Annotated in this window: 15 protein-coding genes; 12 read left to right on the top strand and 3 right to left on the bottom strand. The window is 63.4% G+C overall.

Translation table 11 applies throughout. From position 1 onward, the window contains the following. The first annotated feature begins 143 nt into the window (after nucleotides 1-143). The 6 genes from HV753_RS19290 to HV753_RS19265 are packed head-to-tail and all read left to right on the top strand — an operon-like array spanning nucleotide 144 to nucleotide 6,737. Nucleotides 144-1,130 carry a tripartite tricarboxylate transporter substrate binding protein gene (locus tag HV753_RS19290; RefSeq protein WP_175176226.1) on the top strand — a complete coding sequence of 329 codons (987 nt, stop codon included), beginning with the start codon at nucleotides 144-146 and terminating at the stop codon, nucleotides 1,128-1,130. A 16-nt stretch (nucleotides 1,131-1,146) separates the two neighbouring features. Then, on the top strand, nucleotides 1,147-2,142 hold the full coding sequence (locus HV753_RS19285; RefSeq protein ID WP_175176225.1) for an ABC transporter substrate-binding protein: 996 nt from the start codon (nucleotides 1,147-1,149) through the stop codon (nucleotides 2,140-2,142). Nucleotides 2,143-2,159: 17 nt separating this feature from the next. Further along, entirely contained in the window at nucleotides 2,160-3,029 is an 870-nt protein-coding gene (locus tag HV753_RS19280) for an FAD binding domain-containing protein (RefSeq protein WP_246288326.1), read from the top strand. Then, a complete protein-coding gene (locus HV753_RS19275; RefSeq protein WP_175176223.1) occupies nucleotides 3,026-3,532 on the top strand; it encodes a (2Fe-2S)-binding protein in 507 nt (168 codons plus the stop codon). The genes HV753_RS19280 and HV753_RS19275 overlap by 4 nt, the downstream gene beginning before the upstream one ends. Next, entirely contained in the window at nucleotides 3,529-5,928 is a 2,400-nt protein-coding gene (locus HV753_RS19270) for a xanthine dehydrogenase family protein molybdopterin-binding subunit (RefSeq protein ID WP_246288325.1), read from the top strand. Before HV753_RS19275 ends, HV753_RS19270 begins: the two co-directional genes overlap by 4 nt. After that, entirely contained in the window at nucleotides 5,928-6,737 is an 810-nt protein-coding gene (locus HV753_RS19265) for an SRPBCC family protein (protein ID WP_175176222.1), read from the top strand. Before HV753_RS19270 ends, HV753_RS19265 begins: the two co-directional genes overlap by 1 nt. A 119-nt stretch (nucleotides 6,738-6,856) precedes the next feature. Here HV753_RS19265 and HV753_RS19260 read toward each other — a convergent pair whose 3' ends face one another. Next, complete coding sequence (locus HV753_RS19260; protein ID WP_175176221.1) at nucleotides 6,857-7,255, bottom strand: tautomerase family protein; 399 nt, start codon at nucleotides 7,253-7,255, stop codon at nucleotides 6,857-6,859. Between the two features lie 106 nt (nucleotides 7,256-7,361). Between HV753_RS19260 and HV753_RS19255 the strand changes: the two genes are divergently transcribed. Beyond that, on the top strand, nucleotides 7,362-8,225 hold the full coding sequence (locus HV753_RS19255; RefSeq protein WP_175176220.1) for a LysR substrate-binding domain-containing protein: 864 nt from the start codon (nucleotides 7,362-7,364) through the stop codon (nucleotides 8,223-8,225). Nucleotides 8,226-8,233: 8 nt separating this feature from the next. Here HV753_RS19255 and HV753_RS19250 read toward each other — a convergent pair whose 3' ends face one another. Next, a complete protein-coding gene (locus tag HV753_RS19250; protein ID WP_175176219.1) occupies nucleotides 8,234-9,157 on the bottom strand; it encodes a LysR family transcriptional regulator in 924 nt (307 codons plus the stop codon). Nucleotides 9,158-9,280: 123 nt separating this feature from the next. On the opposite strand from HV753_RS19250, the gene HV753_RS19245 reads away from it, so the two are divergent. Both HV753_RS19245 and HV753_RS19240 read left to right on the top strand, forming a co-directional pair. Further along, the gene (locus HV753_RS19245; RefSeq protein ID WP_175176218.1) at nucleotides 9,281-10,264 is read left to right on the top strand and encodes a Bug family tripartite tricarboxylate transporter substrate binding protein; all 984 of its coding nucleotides are present in this window, start codon (nucleotides 9,281-9,283) and stop codon (nucleotides 10,262-10,264) included. A 47-nt stretch (nucleotides 10,265-10,311) separates the two neighbouring features. Further along, nucleotides 10,312-11,736 carry a M20 family metallopeptidase gene (locus HV753_RS19240; protein WP_175176217.1) on the top strand — a complete coding sequence of 475 codons (1,425 nt, stop codon included), beginning with the start codon at nucleotides 10,312-10,314 and terminating at the stop codon, nucleotides 11,734-11,736. Nucleotides 11,737-11,778: 42 nt separating this feature from the next. Here the strand turns inward: HV753_RS19240 and HV753_RS19235 are convergent, their stop codons facing one another. After that, the gene (locus HV753_RS19235; protein WP_454673399.1) at nucleotides 11,779-12,471 is read right to left on the bottom strand and encodes an LOG family protein; all 693 of its coding nucleotides are present in this window, start codon (nucleotides 12,469-12,471) and stop codon (nucleotides 11,779-11,781) included. Between HV753_RS19235 and polA the strand changes: the two genes are divergently transcribed. The 3 genes from polA to HV753_RS19220 all read left to right on the top strand — a co-directional run bounded on the left by polA (nucleotide 12,470) and on the right by HV753_RS19220 (nucleotide 16,984). Then, nucleotides 12,470-15,187: a DNA polymerase I gene (gene polA, locus HV753_RS19230; RefSeq protein ID WP_175176215.1), complete on the top strand. Its 2,718-nt coding sequence runs from the start codon at nucleotides 12,470-12,472 to the stop codon at nucleotides 15,185-15,187. The genes HV753_RS19235 and polA overlap by 2 nt on opposite strands. Before the next feature lie 113 nt (nucleotides 15,188-15,300). Then, nucleotides 15,301-16,140, top strand: coding sequence for a ZIP family metal transporter (locus tag HV753_RS19225; protein WP_175176214.1), 840 nt, complete (start codon nucleotides 15,301-15,303; stop codon nucleotides 16,138-16,140). Nucleotides 16,141-16,195: 55 nt separating this feature from the next. Beyond that, nucleotides 16,196-16,984 (top strand): dienelactone hydrolase family protein, encoded by a 789-nt coding sequence (locus tag HV753_RS19220; protein ID WP_175176213.1) that lies wholly within the window; start codon nucleotides 16,196-16,198, stop codon nucleotides 16,982-16,984. The last annotated feature ends 215 nt before the right edge of the window (nucleotides 16,985-17,199 follow it).

Here is a 17,199-nt window from a genome sequence, read left to right as displayed (position 1 = left end):
GCTCAGTATTTACCCCGATGGTATCGATAAATTGATCAGTACTATGATTAATTTGCTCAGCGTACTGAGCAGAGTCAGGATCCGATCGCGCTTCATTCAACAGCCGGCAAAAGGCGCTTACGCCACGGCGACAAGGGGAATACATGAAACGTCGTAGTCGCATCGTCCAGGCGGCCCTCATGGCCGCCTGCAGCATCAGCGCGTCAAGCGCCACCTGGGCGGAGGACGCCTCCGCCTTTCCAAGCAAACCCATCAACGTCATCGTTACATTCCCGCCTGGCGGCGGAACCGACCTGCTGGCCCGGCTGATCGGCAATTACATGACGGAAACCCTGGGCAAGACCGCCGTGGTGGAGAACCGGCCGGGCGCCAGCGGCAACGTTGGCGCGCGCATCGTCGCTGAACGGGCGCCAGACGGCTATTCACTTCTGATGGTGAACAGCTCGTTTGCAATCAATCCGGGCGTGTTCAAAACCCTGCCGTTTGACCCCAAGAAGGACTTCGAGGCGATCATCAATATTGCCTATGTCCCGTCGGTCTTTGTCGTTCCGCCCGACTCGCCGTATCAGAAGTTGTCTGACGTGGTCAGCGCGGCAAAGCCGGGGAAGAATTTGGTGTCGTTCGGCTCCTGTGGCAACGGCACTCCGCAGCATCTTGCTGGCGAAATGCTGAATTTGCAGGCCGATATTCACATGACACACGTGCCATACAAAGGTTGCGGCCCGGCCTTGAATGACGTGACAGGCGGTCAGGTGGGGCTGGCAATCATCACCGCTTCCAGCGCCATGCCTTTCATCAAGGCCGGCAAGCTGCGCGCGCTGGGCGTGACGGCCAAGGAACGCTCGGCCCTGATGCCGGATATTCCGACCGTGGCCGAACAAGGCTACCCCGGCTATGAATTGAATCAGTGGCATGGTTTCCTGACATCCGCAGGAACACCTATAGCCATCAAAAACAAAATCTACGAAGGTGTGGCGCAGATCATGAAGCGCGACGATATTCAGAAAAAACTGGCGGACTTGGGCTACAGCACGGCAAGCGATGGTCCGGCAGCCTTCCAGACCATGGTCAATGACGACATCGACCGATTCTCGGCGCTGGCCCACAAGATTGGCCTTTCGGTAGATTAACCAGGAGCATCACCTCATGAGCAAATTGCGTATCAGCCTGTCCTGCGGAAACTATGACCGTACTCAAGCCCTGTTCGATGGCCGTGCGCCGATCGAGGGCTGCGAAGTGACCGCGGTGCCCCTAGAACCGGAAGAGGCATTTCACCGCGCATTCCGCTATCACGAGTTCGACGTCACCGAGATTTCGATGAGCAGTCACATGATGACGACCGCTCGCGGCGATAACGAGTACGTTGCCATCCCTGCGTTCATTTCACGTGTGTTCCGCCAATCGGGCATTTACGTCCGGACGGATCGTGGCATCAATACCCCGCAGGATCTGCGCGGTAAGACCATTGGCGTGCCCGAGTACCAGATCACGGCCAACGTCTGGATCCGCGGCATTCTCGAGGACGAATATGGCGTCAAGCCCCGCGATATCAAATGGGTGCGGGGCGGCATCGAAGAGCCAGGGCGCGGCGAGCGCGCACCGATCGAGCTGGATCCGGAAATTGACCTCAAGCAGATTCCCGATGACCGGACGCTGTCCGACATGCTGGCGTCTGGTGAAATCGACGGCTATATCGGCGCCCGCGCCCCTTCGTGCTTCTTGCGCGGCGTCCCCAACGTCGGGCGCCTGTTCGGCGACAACTACATCGAGGCCGAGAAGGATTATTACCGCCGCACCGGCATTTTCCCGATCATGCACATGGTGGGCATCCGCAAGTCCCTGGTGAAGGAAAATCCATGGCTGCCGGTCAGTGTCTACAAGGCTTTCATCAAAGCCAAGGCGCTCGCCACCCATGAACTGAACGAGATCTGCCATTTGGCAGTCACCTTGCCCTGGATGGTCCATCACTTGAACGACACGCGTGCGCTGATGGGCGAGGACTTCTGGCCGTTCGGGCTGGAAGCCAACCGGCACACGATCGAGACCTTTGCGCGTTATCACTTCGAGCAAGGCCTGTCCAAGCGCCAGGTCAAGCCCGAAGAGCTGTTCGCGGCATCGGCGCTGGATTTGTCCAAGATCTGACGCATATGAAAGCCCCCGTGCTGCAGTATCACGCGCCCGCCACGCTCGACGAGGCGCTGCAAATGCTCAGCCAAGTGGACAACGCCCGCATTCTGGCGGGCGGCCAGTCCCTGATGGCGATGCTCAATATGCGCTTCGCCTTTCCGGACTGCCTCATTGATGTCAACCGCATCGAGGCGTTGTCATACTTGCGCGATGGCGAGCAAGGCATCGAGATCGGCGCCATGACTCGCCAGCGCGGCGTTGAGTTCTCGGAACTGGTGCAAACGCGCCTGCCGCTGTGGCACGAAGCGATACTGAATGTCGGCCATCGGCAGACCCGCAATCGCGGCACCGTAGGCGGCAGCCTGTGCCAGTTGGATCCGTCGGCCGAAATTCCGACCGTGGCCCTGGCGATGGACGCCGTCCTCACGGTAGCCGGGGTGCGCGGCACGCGCACCGTGAAGATGGCCGACTTTCCCGCCGGATACATGACACCTGCCATGGATCCCGACGAAATGTTGATCGCCATCCGTGTCGAGCCCTGGCCGGCCACGCATGGACACGCATTCATTGAATTCGCACGCAGGCACGGGGACTTCGCCATTGTTTCCGCGGCGGCGCTTGTGTTGTTTGACGAGGATGGCCGCTTGCAGCGGGTGTCGCTGACATTGGGCGGCGTGGCGTCTGCGCCCTTGCGAATGCACGAGGTGGAGGCGGCCTTGCTGGGAAGCCGTGGCGAGGCTGCCGACCTTGCCCGCGCGGCGCGTCTGTGCGCCGCGATTGACGCCGTCGGCGACAGCTATGTTCCGTCCTGGTACCGCCAGCGCCTGGCCGGCGTACTGGCGCAGCGTGCACTGGCGCTGGCAATCGAACGGGCTCACAACCATACCGCGAGGCAGGAATGAATAACGGGCAAGCATCCCAGGCACGGCCGATCAGGCTGCATGTCAACGGAAAGTCTTACGAAGGGACGGCCGAGCCGCGCGTCAACCTGGCGGACTTCCTGCGCGGAGAACTGAAGCTGACCGGCACGCACGTAGGCTGCGAGCACGGTGTCTGCGGCGCCTGTACCGTGCTGGTCGACGGATGCAGCACGCGCGGTTGCCTGATGCTGGCGGTGCAGGCCGAAGGCAGCGAGGTTCAAACGGTTGAGGGCTTGGCCGAGGCGGATGGCACGCTGCATCCGATCCAGCAGGCATTTCACGAGCTTCACGGATTGCAGTGCGGCTACTGCACGCCTGGCATTCTGATGTCGGTCGCTGAAATGTTGACCCATCATCCCGACCCCTCCGAGGCCGAAATCCGCGACGTATTGTCGGGCCACCTGTGCCGCTGCACGGGCTACCAGAATATCGTCAGCGCCGTATTGCGCGCGGCCGTCCTGCTACGGGCGAGACAAGCCTCATGAAAGCGCCAACGCACGCCAAGGTCATGGCCGACACGACGCGCGCCACCGGTATGGGCGCATCGGTGCTGCGCGTCGAGGACGCGGCGCTGCTGACAGGCAATGCCGGGTTCCTGGACGACATTCCCGTTGCGGCGCCGCTGCACGCCTGTTTCGTGCGCAGCCCCCACGCGCACGCGCGAATCCTCTCTATGGACCTGGAACCGGCACGCGCGATGCCCGGCGTGGTCGCGGTGTATGCGTCCGCCGATCTCTATGGCCAATTGACGGAATGGCGCATGCCGCTGGGTTTCGCGCTTGCTGCCTTGCCGGCCAATACCACGCCGTTTGTCCTGGCGGCCCATGAAGTTGCGTTCGTTGGCGAAGCCATCGTGCTGGTCGTGGCGCAAAGCCGTCATTTGGCGGAAGACGCCGCCGCCATGGTTGCCATTGAATACGAACTGCTGGAGGCGGTGTCCGACTGCCGCGAAGCGTCTGAAGAGGCTTCTCCACGGGTTCGCACCGAGCTGGAATCCAACGTCCTGCAACGCTACACCTTGGGCTATGGCGACTGCGAGGCGGCGTTTGGTTGCGCGCATCGCGTGCTCAGCGAACGCTTCTGGACCCATCGGGGCGCGGCCCATCCGATGGAGGGCAGGGGCGTCCTCGCCATGCCCGAACCGGCCTCGGGAACCCTTACCGTCTGGTCTTCGACCCAGATGGCGCATGAGCTGCACTACACCATCGCGTTGATGCTCGGACAGCCCGAAGACCAGTTGCGCGTGATCACGCCGGACGTCGGTGGCGGCTTCGGCGCGAAGTTCATGATTTATCCGGAAGAAATCGCGATCCCTGCTGCTGCCCGCATGCTGGGGCGGCCGGTGAAGTGGCTGGAAGACCGGCGCGAAAACTTCCTGACCTCCATCCAGGAGCGTGACCAATACTGGTCGATCGAATATGCCGTTGATGCCGACGGCCATATCCTGGCGGTGCGCGGTGACATGGTGCATGACCATGGGGCCTACACGCCGCAGGGCACCAATGTGCCGTACAACTCTGCTTCGTCCCTGTCCGGTCCATATCGCGTTCCGGCATACGACTTGGACGTTCGCGTGGTCTACACCAACAAGGTGCCGGTGGCGACCGTGCGCGGCGCGGGTTATCCGCAGGCGGCGTTCGTCATGGAACGCATGATTGACCGCATTGCGCTTGAGCTTGGCATCGACCGCGCCGAATGCCGCCGCCGCAACTTCATTCCGCCTGAAGATATTCCCTACACCAAGCCGCTGAAGTCCCGCGCCGGCGTGCCGCTCACCATCGACAGCGGGGATTTTCCCGCCTTGCAGGCGCGTGCGTTGCTCGAAATCGACTACGAGGGGTTTGAAGCCCGGCGCGCGGAAGCGGCTTCGCGCGGATGGTCACGAGGCGTCGCCGTGGCCAATAGCGTCAAGCCCACGGGGCGCGGCCCGTTCGAGTCTGCCCGCGTGCGCGTGCTTCCCTCGGGCCAGATCACCATCTATACCGGTGCGCTGGCCATGGGGCAGGGCATCAAAACGACTTTGGCGCAGATCTGCGCGGCCCATTTCGGCGTGCAAGCCGAGGCGGTGCAGGTGCAGGCGGGCGATACCTCGTTCATCAACTATGGCATGGGCGGCTTCGCCAGCCGTCAGGCCATCATGGCCGGATCGGCCGTTGAACAGGCGGCGGCCAAATTGCGCACCAAGATCATCAATAGTGCCGCAGCGCTGTTGAACGTGGAGCCCGACTCGCTCACGCTTGCCAACGGCGAGCTGCGCGGTCCTGACAACACCTCCGTTTCCTTGGCACGCCTGGCGATGCTGTGGAAGGGCGTGCCGGGCTACGCCCTGCCTCAGGAGGGAGACCCTGGCCTGGACGAGACGGTCCATTTCCACTGCGATGCTCAGGCATACGCCGGCGCATCCCATGCGTGCGAGGTCGAGGTCGACCCGCTGACCGGTGAAATCCGCATTGTGCGGTACGTCGCCGTGCAAGACAGCGGTCGCATCATCAATCCGATGCTCGCGCACGGACAAGTGCATGGCGGCGTCGTGCACGGCATCGGCAATGCCCTGTTCGAGTGGATGGGCTACGACGCGGGCGGTCAACCGATCACGACGACCTTCGCCGAGTATTTGCTTCCGACCGCGCCGGAGGTGCCGCGCATTGACGTGTTCTTCCAGCCTTCGCCCACGACGCTCAACCCGCTGGGGGTCAAGGGCATTGGCGAATGCGCGACCGTGCCGGTGGCCGCCGCCGTCATCGGCGCCGTCGAACATGCTTTATCGGACATTGGCGTGCGATTGGCGGAGTTTCCGCTAAGCCCTGTGCGTCTGCTGGAATTGATAGACCGCGCTTCGGGCGAGCCAGTTGGCGCTTGCCCATCCCCCGAGGAAAAGTAATGGAATTCACGAACAAATTTCATGTTCCCCTGCCGATGGATGAGGCGTGGAAGTTGATGCTGGATGTGCCTCGCATTTTGCCCTGCCTGCCAGGCGCCCGTCTTACCGAAGTGCTTGGCAATAACAAATACAGAGGTTCCGTGTCCGTCCGGCTAGGGCCGATCAAGCTGGCCTTTGACGGACAGGCCGAATTGGTGCGGACGGACGAGGAGGCGCACATCGCCTGGCTGCAAGGTTCGGGGTTGGACCCCAAAGGCCGCGGCGGCGCGCAATCCGAATTCAGCTTTGCGCTGACGCCAGCCGAGGCTGGCGGCACGGATGTCACCGTCGTCACGCAGCTCGTGCTGTCCGGTTCGGTGGCCCAGTATGGCCGGGGCAGCGGCATGATTGCGGAAGTGGCCTCTCAGATTCTGGGGCAGTTTGAACAGAATCTTGGCCGGTTGCTGGATGATGAAGCGCATCCGGAGGGCGGCCAGCAGGCTTTTTCCGCAGCGCAGACTTCTCCTGCCAGCGCAACAGGGGTGCCCGCGGCAAGCGCCGGAGCACCCGCCCTGCGGCCCGCTGGTCCGGGCGCGAGCGCGGCCGGCTCGGCCGACTCACAGGCGGTGCTGCAACAGGCGCAAGCCGTGCTGTGTCAGGCACAGGCCGTCCTGGCGCTGGCGCAAACCAAAATCATTGAGTCAAGAGGACGCCCGGCACGGCCTGCGCCGAAAGCGGCTGAGCTGAACATGCTCAGCATCGGCCTGAAGGCGCTGTGGTCGCGAATCAAGTATGGCGTCGCCGGACTGTTCGGCAGGCGTTCAGACTGAAGTCCATTGCCCCAAGGCAGGCGCCGCCCGGTTTCGTCCCGAACGATTGCGGGCGGCGGCTCTGTCGTGTCCCGAGGCTGGGGCGGGCGTGGCGCGGGGGCATTTCCCATCGGGTAAGCCTAGACACCGTTTTGTTGGTGTCGGTACTCCTGCGTGGCGCCGCCATACCCATACGCGGCGGCTCGTGCGTCGATCACATGCACATAGGAGCATTCGTGCAGTTCGCCCAGGATCTCCTGGAACGCGGCATAGATCTCCTTGATGAAACGGGCCTTCTCGGCCTTGGTGTTGGTTTCGTCAGTAACGCTGATGTCCAGATGGAAGGCGTTCTTGCCCAGTTCCGACAGCGGACGGCCGCCGATGAACCATAGATCGTGCGGGACGTGCTGAAGCGTAATCGCGATGACGGGCAGCTTTTTGCCAAGCACCGTCTGCGTCAGGCCGGCCACGGAATCCACGACGCGACGGTTGGTGGCGGCATTGGGTTGGCCGGAAAGATGGACGACGATATGGGGCATGGTGGACTCCTGATTGGGTAGGTGTGAGGCCAGTCTAGGGGTCCGATTGACATCGGAAAAGCGGGAATTTACGATTTAATCCATCGAATAATCCGTTGGATGTGCCATGTCTGGATTTGATCTTGACCAGTTGCGCACGCTGGTTGCCGTTCTGGACGCCGGCAGCCTGACGGCCGCCGCGCCCAAGGTGTTTTTGTCGCAGTCATCGGTGAGCGAGCAGATGCGCAAGCTTGAAGACCGCGCCGGGCAGTCCTTGCTGGTGCGTGGCAAGGCTGGCGTGGCCGCAACGCCTGCGGGCGAGCGCCTGTTGGCCCATGCGCGCGCGATCCTGGCCCTGAGCGATGAGGCCTATCGTGACCTGCGGGGTGTGGCCTTGCGGGGCGAGCTGCGGCTCTACATCACGGATTACTTTCGTCCCGGCGATGTGGCGCACATGCTGCGGCGCCTGAACGAGCAGTATCCGCAGGTGCGCTTGCACGTGACGATCATGAAGAGCGGGGCCATCGAGGCCGCCTATGAGCGCGGCGAAATCGATGTGGGCATATCGATGTCGATCCAGGAGCGCGGGGCTTCCCGGGGCCGTGCGCAAGGCACTTTGCTGCGCCGCGAGTCATTGCTCTGGATGGCAGCTGAAGGCACGGGCGCGCAGGCAGGCAAGCCCTTGCCGTTGCTGGTGTTGCCGGAAACGTGTGCGTTGCGGCAATACGTTGAACGGCTGCTGTCACGCCGTGGCGTGCCTTACACGGTGGCGCACGTGGCGTCGGGCGTGGCGGGTTTGCAGTTGGCGATTTCGGCGGGCCTGGGGGTGGCGTGCCTGAACGAATCGGCGCTGGCCCCCGGCATCGCACGCTTGCACGCGCCTGGACTGCCCGCCTTGCCGGCGGTGGAATTCCGCTTGCTGCCGGCAAGGCCTGGCGAGAGCGAATTCATCGGGCTGGCGCGCGAGGCCATCATCAAGGCGATGGGCTGACTCGCGCTTTACCGGCGTAGCCATTCCAGGAAATCGCGGCCCGGGCCTTGCTCACGGACGATGGCGCCGATGGGCGCGAACGAGCCCGGAGACTCAATCGCCACGCGCTGGAAATGGCCGTGCTGCACATACCAGTTGGCCAACGTCAACGGCACCATCGCCAGCGCGTGCTGCGCGCGCATGACGGCAATCAGCAAGGGCATGGGCGGCGCCGCACTAGCCAGCCGGCATCGGCGGGGCACAACGCCCGCCCGCTCGAAGAACGCGGTGAAGACGGCATGGATGGCAAGTTCGGGCCGGGGCTCGATCCACAGTTGCGATGCGACCTGTTCCGACGTGGGCGAACAACCCGGGGCCAGCAAGGGATGTCCGTCCGTGGCGACGATCACGGCGATGTCCTGTTGTAGCGGCACGAATTCCAGGTTGGTGGGCACGGCTTCCGGACGGCGGCAGAGCAGCATGTCCAGGCTGCCGTTGGCGGCAAGCGGCAGCAGTTGTTCGCGGCTGCCTTCCACCACCTCAACATGCAGATCGGGATGTGCGGTCATGTAGGCCGGCAACCGCTCGGCCAGCAGGCCGCCGCTGGCAGCGGGGATCGCGCCCAGGCGCAGGCTGCTCGCGGCGCCGTCGCGCAACGCGGCCACGGAATCGGTCGAGGCGCGCAAGGTCGTCAACATGCCGCGCGCGCATTCCGCCATGAGTTGGCCGCTGCGCGTGGTGCGCATGCCGCGCGCGTGGCGTTCAAACAGGCGAACCCCCAGCAGGTCTTCGATATCGGCCAGCGCATGGGTGGCGGCAGGCTGGCTCAGGCCGATGTGGCTGGCCGCCTGCTGGATGCTGCCCAGGTCGGCGATGCTGGCCAACAGCTGTAGATGGCGCAGCCGCCCTTTGGCGAGCAGGCGGGAAAGCAGGGTGGCAGGCGCGACGTCCATCGATGGATCCAAGCTATTCAAAATACGAATATATCTACGCATTAATGTATTTGAAATAAGGATATGCCCTGGCCACAATGCTGCGATCCCGTTCGTTGCCCGCGCCTTAGGAGTGTCTGGTCCATGAAGTCCCGCCTGCTGCATGCCGTTGTCTGCGCCGTTGCCTTCAGCGCTTCTACTTTCGCCGCCGCCCAGGGCGCGTATCCGTCTCAACCAGTGCGCTTGGTCGTGCCTTTTGCGCCAGGCGGGTCCACGGACGTGCTGGCGCGTGCCGTGGCCGACGGCTTGCGCAAGGAGCTGGGCCAGAGCGTGGTCGTCGAGAACCGCGCTGGCGCGGGCGGGCTGATCGGTACCGAAGCCGTGGCGCGCGCCGAACCGGACGGCTACACCTTGGGCATGGCGACCGTCAGCACCATGGCCGTCAATCCCTTGCTGTACGGCACCCAGCGGGTAGACCCCGCCCGCCAACTGATGCCGGTGGCGTCGGTGGCCACGGTGCCGGTCGTGTGGATGGTGAACCCGGCCTTTCCCGCGCAGGATTTCCCGCAGTTTCTGGCCGAACTGCGCGCGCATCCGGGCAAGTATTCCTTTGGCTCGCCCGGCGTCGGTTCGCTGGGCCACCTGAATCTGGCGGCGATGAATGCCGACCTGAAGGTTGATGTCCTGCATGTGCCATACCGTGGCATGGGGCCGGCGCTGACGGCTGCGGTCGGTGGCGAGGTGCAGGTGCAGCAGGATCAGTACGCATCGGCGCAATCGCTGATCAAGGCGGGAAAGCTGCGGGCCATCGCCGTGTCGGCGCCCGCGCGGCTTGAGGGCATGCCGGCCTTGCCGACGTTGGCCGAACTGGGATATCCGCAGTTGAATGCGCTGGGCCAGACTTGGTTCGGGCTGGTCGCGCCTGCGGGAACGCCCGACGCCGTGGTGCGGACCTTGAATCAGGCCGTGGGCCGCGCGCTGGCCGATCCCGCATTGGTGCAGCGCCTGGCGGCGCTTGGCGCGCAGCCGGACGGCGGGACGCCGGAAGCGTTCGCGCAGCGCATCGCGCAGACGCTGGCTGCCAATCGGAAAATCATTGAAACTGCTGGCATCAAGCTGGACGAATGACAGGCTTTTTTCAACGAGACAGGATCAACCCTTTCACTGGAGAAGCAATGGGTGCCATCGACAAACTTGCGCCGTTCATCGACGCGCGCAGCGACCGTTACGCAGACCTGAGTGACCGCATCTGGAGCTTGGCGGAACTGCGGTATGACGAACATAAATCGGCCGAGTTGCATATCGCCATGCTTGAGGAAGCCGGTTTCCGCATCACGCGGGACGCCGCCGGAATCCCCACGGCTTTCGTGGCGGAAGCGGGCCAGGGCGGCCCCGTCATTGGCATCCTGGGCGAGTACGACGCGCTGTCCGGTCTGAGCCAGGAGAGTGGCGCGTTCGCCTGTCAGCCGTCGCCGGAAACGCCCAATGGCAATGGCCATGGCTGCGGCCATCATCTATTGGGCACGGCCGCGCATTTTGCCGCGGTGGCAGTCAAGGAATTCCTGGAAGCCAACCAACTGACGGGCACGATCCGCTTCTATGGCTGTCCTGCGGAAGAGGGCGGTTCAGGCAAGACGTTCATGGCGCGCGCGGGTCTGTTCGATGACCTGGACGCGGCCTTGACGTGGCACCCGGCGTCGCACACGGGGATCTTCCACCAGTCGTCGCTGGCCAACATCCAGGCCTATTTCCGCTTTCGCGGCATCGCCGCGCACGCCGCCAATTCCCCGCACCTTGGGCGCAGCGCGCTGGATGCGGTGGAACTGATGAACGTGGGAGTGAACTATCTGCGCGAACACATGGTGCCGGATGCGCGCGTGCATTACGCCGTGACCAACAGCGGCGGCATTTCGCCCAACGTGGTGCAGGCCCGCGCCGAGGTCTTGTACCTGGTGCGCGCGCCCATCAATTCGCAGGCGGCGGAGTTGTACGAGCGCGTGAAGAACGTGGCGCGCGGCGCGGCCCTGATGACCGGCTGCGAGCTGGACATCGTGTTCGACAAGGCGTGCTCGAACTACATGCCCAACCGTGTGCTGAACGAAGTCATGTACGCCAACATGCAGTCCCTTCAAGGACCGGCCTATACGCCGGGCGAGGAGCAGACCGCACGCCGCATGTGGGATTCGATCACGGAAGATGACATCGACAACGCGGGCAAGAACCTGGGCGCGGTGCTGCGCAACCCTACGCCGCTGTTCTCTGGCGTGGCGCCTTTTGATCCGGCCAAGACCGAGATCACCTATGGGTCGACGGATGTGGGCGACGTCAGTTGGGTGACGCCCACGGCGCAATGCTGGGGGGCATGCTACGCCTACGGCACGCCCTTCCATTCGTGGCAGATGGTGGCGCAAGGCAAGATGTCCATGGCGCACAAGGGCATGGTGCACGCGGCCAAGGTCATCGCGGCAACCGCCGCGGATCTGTACACGCAGCCCGAGGCGCTGGCGCGCGCCAAGGAAGAACTGCTGGATGCGCGTCGCGGCCAACCCTATCTGTGCCCGATCCCGCCGGAGGTCGTGCCGTCATTCATGCGGAAGTGAAAAATGCCCCCTCGGGGGCATTTTTCATGGGGGCTGAAAAACTCAGGCCGGCAGCGACGGCGCGTATTGCGCGTCGGAATTGACCTTGTCGTGGAATTCCACCACGCGACGCACCACCTTGACGGGATCGTCTTCGATGATGAAAAGGTCCAGGTCGTGCGCGCCGATCATGCCGTTGGCCAGCACTTGGCCGCCTAGCCATTCGACCAGGCCGGACCAGTACTCACTGCCCACCAGCACAATGGGGGCGGGCGGGACCTTGCCCGTCTGGATAAGCGTCAACGCTTCGAAGAGTTCATCCAGGGTGCCAAAACCGCCCGGCATCGCCACATAGGCGAAGCTGTGCATGAAGAACGTGGCCTTGCGCGAAAAGAAATATTCAAACGACAGGCTGATTGTCTGATATTCATTGTTGTGCGCTTCGTGGGGCAGGCTGATGTTCAGCCCGATGCTGGTGCCGCCTGCCTCGAAGGCGCCCTTGTTGGCGGCCTCCATGATGCCTGGGCCGCCCCCGGCGATCACCGCAAAACCGGCGCCGGCCAGGGCGGCCGAAATCGCGACGGTGGTTTCATAGTGGGGAGAATTGCGACTGACTCGTGCACTGCCGAAGACGCTGACCGCGGGCCCGATGTTCGCGAGCTCGTCTGCCGCCGTCCGTATCTCTGACATAATCAGCGGAATTTGTTTGTTGGCGGGTGTTTCCGCAGTTGTTGCCATATCTGCCTTTGTAACCATGAAAAAAACCTTATTACTGGTCGACGGTTCAAGTTACTTGTACCGCGCTTTCCACGCTATGCCTGATTTGCGCAATGCGCAAGGCGAACCCACGGGTGCGCTTTACGGCGTGGTGAATATGTTGCGCAAGCTTGTATCTGACCATAAGGCAGAGTATGCCGCATGTATTTTCGATGCCCGCGGCAAGACCTTCCGGGACGATTTGTATCCGGAGTACAAGTCGCACCGTCCCCCCATGCCGGAAGACCTGGCGGCGCAAATCGAGCCCATCCACCGTGCCGTTCGCGCGCTGGGCTGGCCGGTGCTGGCCATCGAAGGGGTGGAAGCTGACGATGTGATCGGCACTCTGGCCAAGCGCGCTGCCGAGCACGATGTGCACACCATCGTCTCCACCGGCGACAAGGACCTGGCGCAATTGGTCAACAGCCATGTCACCCTGGTCAACACCATGACCGGTGAAGTGCTGGATGAACCCGGGGTCGTCAACAAGTTTGGCGTGCCGCCCGACCGCATCGTGGACTACCTGATGCTGGTGGGTGATACGGTGGACAACGTGCCGGGCGTGACCAAGGTGGGTCCCAAGACGGCGGTCAAGTGGCTGACGGAATTCGGTTCCATCGACAAGCTGATTGAGGAAGCCGACGGCATCAAGGGCGTGGCGGGCAACAATCTGCGCGAAGCCATCCCGAACTTCCCGCTGACGCGCCAGTTGTTGACGGTGAAGTACGACTGCGACCTGGCCGGCCACGTGGAAAGCGTGGACGACCTGATCCCGCGCGAACGCGACAACGCCACGCTGACCGAACTGTACGAGCGCTATGGTTTTCGCACCTGGCTGCGCGACCTGACCGGTGACGCCGAGCGCGTGCCCACGGGCGATGCGCGCATTGCGGCCGAGGCGCCGGCAGCGCCCGCTGAACTGGATTACCGCATTATTTCCGATTGGACGGAATTCGACGCCTGGTTTGAAAAATTGCAGGGCGCGTCCCTGGTGGCGCTGGACACCGAAACCACGTCGCTGGATCAGATGCAGGCCCGGCTTGTCGGCCTGTCGCTGGCGGTGGCGCCGGGCGTGGCGTGCTATATCCCGGTGGCGCATCGCGGCCCCGATGGCGCGACCCAATTGCCCAAGGCCGAGGTGTTGGCCCGCCTGAAACCGTGGCTGGAAGACGAGACCCGCGCCAAGCTGCTGCATCACGCCAAGTACGACGCGCATGTCTTCGCCAACGAAGGCATCCGGCTGGCGGGCATCGCCGAAGACACGATGCTTGAAGCCTATGTGCTGGAGTCCCATCGCGGCGTGGGCCTGAATGACCTGGCCCAGCGTTACCTGGGCCGCAGCGGCGTGTCGTACGAGGATCTGTGCGGCAAGGGCGCCAAGCAGATCGGCTTTGACGAGGTGGCGGTCGACAAGGCCGGCCACTACGCCGCCGAAGACGCTGACTTCACCTTGCAGCTGCATCAGGTGCTGCGCCCGATGGTCGCGGCCGATGACGGGCTGAACCGCATCTACCAGCTTGAGATTCAGGTGTCAGCGGTGCTGACCACCATCGAGCGCAACGGCGTGAAGGTGGATGCCGCTGAACTCGGTCGCCAAAGCCATAAGCTGGGGCAGGAAATGCTGCGCCTGGAGCAAAAGGCCTATGAACTGGCCGGGCAGCCGTTCAACCTGAATTCGCCCAAGCAATTGGGCGAGATCCTGTTTGACCGCATGCAGCTACCGGTCGTGCGCAAGACAGCGGGCGGAGCGCCGTCCACCGACGAAGACGTGCTGACCAAGCTGGCGCAGGACTATCCGCTGCCGCAGGTGCTGTTGGAATACCGGGGCCTGTCCAAGCTGAAATCGACCTATACGGACAAGCTGCCGCGCATGATCAACCCGGACACGGGGCGCGTGCACACGCGCTACGCGCAGGCCGCGGTGATCACGGGCCGTCTGGCCTCGTCCGACCCCAACTTGCAGAACATCCCGGTTCGCACCGAGGCGGGCCGCCGCGTGCGCGAGGCGTTCATCGCGGAACAGGGCTTGCTGCTGTCGGCTGACTATTCGCAGATTGAATTGCGGATCATGGCGCACGTCTCTGACGACGCCAACCTGCAACGCGCCTTCGCCGCGGGCGAGGACATCCACCGCGCCACGGCGTCGGAGGTGTTTGGCGTGGCATTGCCCGACGTGTCGACCGAGCAGCGCCGTGCCGCCAAGGCCATCAACTTCGGGCTGATCTACGGCATGGGCGTGTTCGGCCTGGCGTCCAACCTGGGTATCACGCGGGACGCGGCGCAAGCCTACATCGACCGCTACTTCGCGCGCTATCCCGGCGTGGCGATGTACATGGAAAACACCCGCCGGCTCGCGCGCGAGCAAGGCTACGTGGAAACCGTGTTCGGGCGCCGCCTGCAACTGCCGGAGATCCGCGGCGCCTCCGGCCCTCGCCGGCAGGGGGCCGAGCGCGCGGCCATCAATGCGCCCATGCAGGGCACGGCGGCCGATCTGATCAAGATGGCGATGGTGGCGGTGCAGGGGTGGCTGGAATCCGAAAAGCTGCAAACGCGCATGATCATGCAGGTACACGATGAACTGGTGCTGGAAGCGCCGGACGCCGAGATCGAACTTGTCAAGGAAGCGTTGCCGCGCCTGATGTGCAGTGTGGCCGAGCTGCGCGTGCCGTTGGTCGCGGAAGTGGGCATGGGGAAGAACTGGGAGCAGGCGCACTAAGCGCGCGCCGGCCGTACGCAGGACCGATGGGCCGCCTTTGGGCGGCCCATTTCCGGTTTTGGGATTGCAACAATATAATGTTGCGCTTCCCCCGCCTATATTGCGTCCCCCAAATGTTGCTGCTCTGGGTCCTGCTTGCCACCGTCACCGGTGGCCTTATTGCCGTCTTTGTCGCCAGCTGGCTGGCTTACAAGGTGTTTGCCCAATACCTGCATCACATGGTGAGCCTGTCGGTGGGGGTATTGCTGTCGGTAGCGCTCCTGCACTTGCTGCCCGAGGCCTTTGAGGGGGCGGTGGGCGACGCCCATGCGCTGTTCGGGCTGATGCTGGCTTCGTTGATCGGCTTCTTCGTGCTGGAAAAAATCGCGCTGCTGCGCCATAGCCATCACCACGAGGGCGACGGCCATCACCATCACAAGGGTCACGACCATCACGAGGCGGGGCGCGGGGGCGTGCTGATCCTGATCGGCAGTTCGTTGCACAACTTGTGCGACGGCGTGCTGGTGGCGGCAGCGTTCCTGACCGATCCGCTGCTGGGCGTGCTGACGGCCGCGTCGATCATCGTGCATGAAGTGCCGCACAAGCTAAGCGATTTCGTCGTGCTGCTGAATGCGGGGCTGGCGCGTCGCCGCGCCTTTTCCCTGATCCTGTTCACCAGCTTGTGTTCAGCCGTGGGCGGCATAATAGGGTACTTCGTGCTTCAGCAAGCCCAGGGTTGGGTGCCGTATGTCCTGGTGATTGCCGCCAGCAGCTTCCTTTACATCTCGGTGGCCGATCTGATGCCGCAGATGCACGAACGGGTGTCCCTTTCGGATGCCGTCCCGCAATTGTTGCTGGTAGGCGTGGGCGTGGCGCTGATTTACAGCGTCACCACGCTGATGCACCACGGGCATGAGCATGGAGCCGACGCTGGTCACGGCGCCCCCCATGCGGAGCATGCCCACCCGCACTAGGGACGCGCGCGGAACGGGGGACCCGGTGTCGTTGATCCCTACACAGGAGTACTCCATGAGTTTTTCCGCCGCCGCCGGCAACGTCGCTTCCACCGTTATCCACACGGACACGCAGGGCCTGGTTCACGGGGATTTTCAACTCCCCGTGGCTGATGGTTCCATTGCCGCCTATTACGCCGCGCCTGAAGGCCAACGCGACCTGCCCATCGTGCTGGTCGTGCAAGAGATCTTTGGCGTGCACGAGCACATCAAGGATGTCTGCCGCCGCGTTGCCAAGGCCGGTTACCTGGCCGTGGCCGCCAATCTATACGAGCGCCAGGGTGACGCCTCGGTCTATACGGACATTCCAAAGTTGATTGGCGAAATCGTCAGCAAGGTGCCTGACGACCAGGTGTTCGCTGACCTGGACGCCAGCGTGGCGTGGGCGGCGCAAAACGGTGGCGATGCCAAGCGCGTGGCGGTGACCGGCTTCTGCTGGGGTGGACGCCTGACCTGGATGTATGCCGCGCACAACCCCAATGTGAAGGCGGCCGTCGCCTGGTACGGCAAGCTCAGCGTGGGCCACGGCCCCCTGATCAAGCGCGTGGCTTTTGATGTGGTCAACGAGCTGCACGGGCCGGTGCTGGGCCTGTATGGCGCGAAGGACGGCAGCATTCCGGTATCGGATATCGAGATCATGAAGACCAAGCTGGCCGCCGGCAATGCCGCGGCCAAGCAGTCCGAGTTCGTGGTCTACCCTGACGCCGATCATGCCTTCATGGCGGACTACCGGGCCAGCTACAAGCCCGAGGCTGCCAAGGACGGCTGGAGCCGGATGTTGGCGTGGTTCAAGCGGTATTTGTAGACCGGCGACATCGGGTGCGCCGCCTGATGGGTTGCGCGCGCGTCAGTCCAAAGTGCTATTCCGCCGCTCCGCGCGCTACACCCATCCTACGGAAAACAGGGGATGCGCCGTAGGATGGGTGTAGCGCGAGAAATCAACCGCAAGAACGCGATAGTTCAACGCGCGCAACCCATCAAGCAGCGGTGGAATTTCCGTTGGCCTAGAGAGAATATTGC

Source organism: Achromobacter pestifer (assembly GCF_902859625.1).
GTDB lineage: Bacteria > Pseudomonadota > Gammaproteobacteria > Burkholderiales > Burkholderiaceae_B > Achromobacter > Achromobacter pestifer.
The sequence above is the reverse complement of the archived record's forward strand: the minus strand, read 5'-3'. Positions and strand labels throughout refer to the sequence as shown.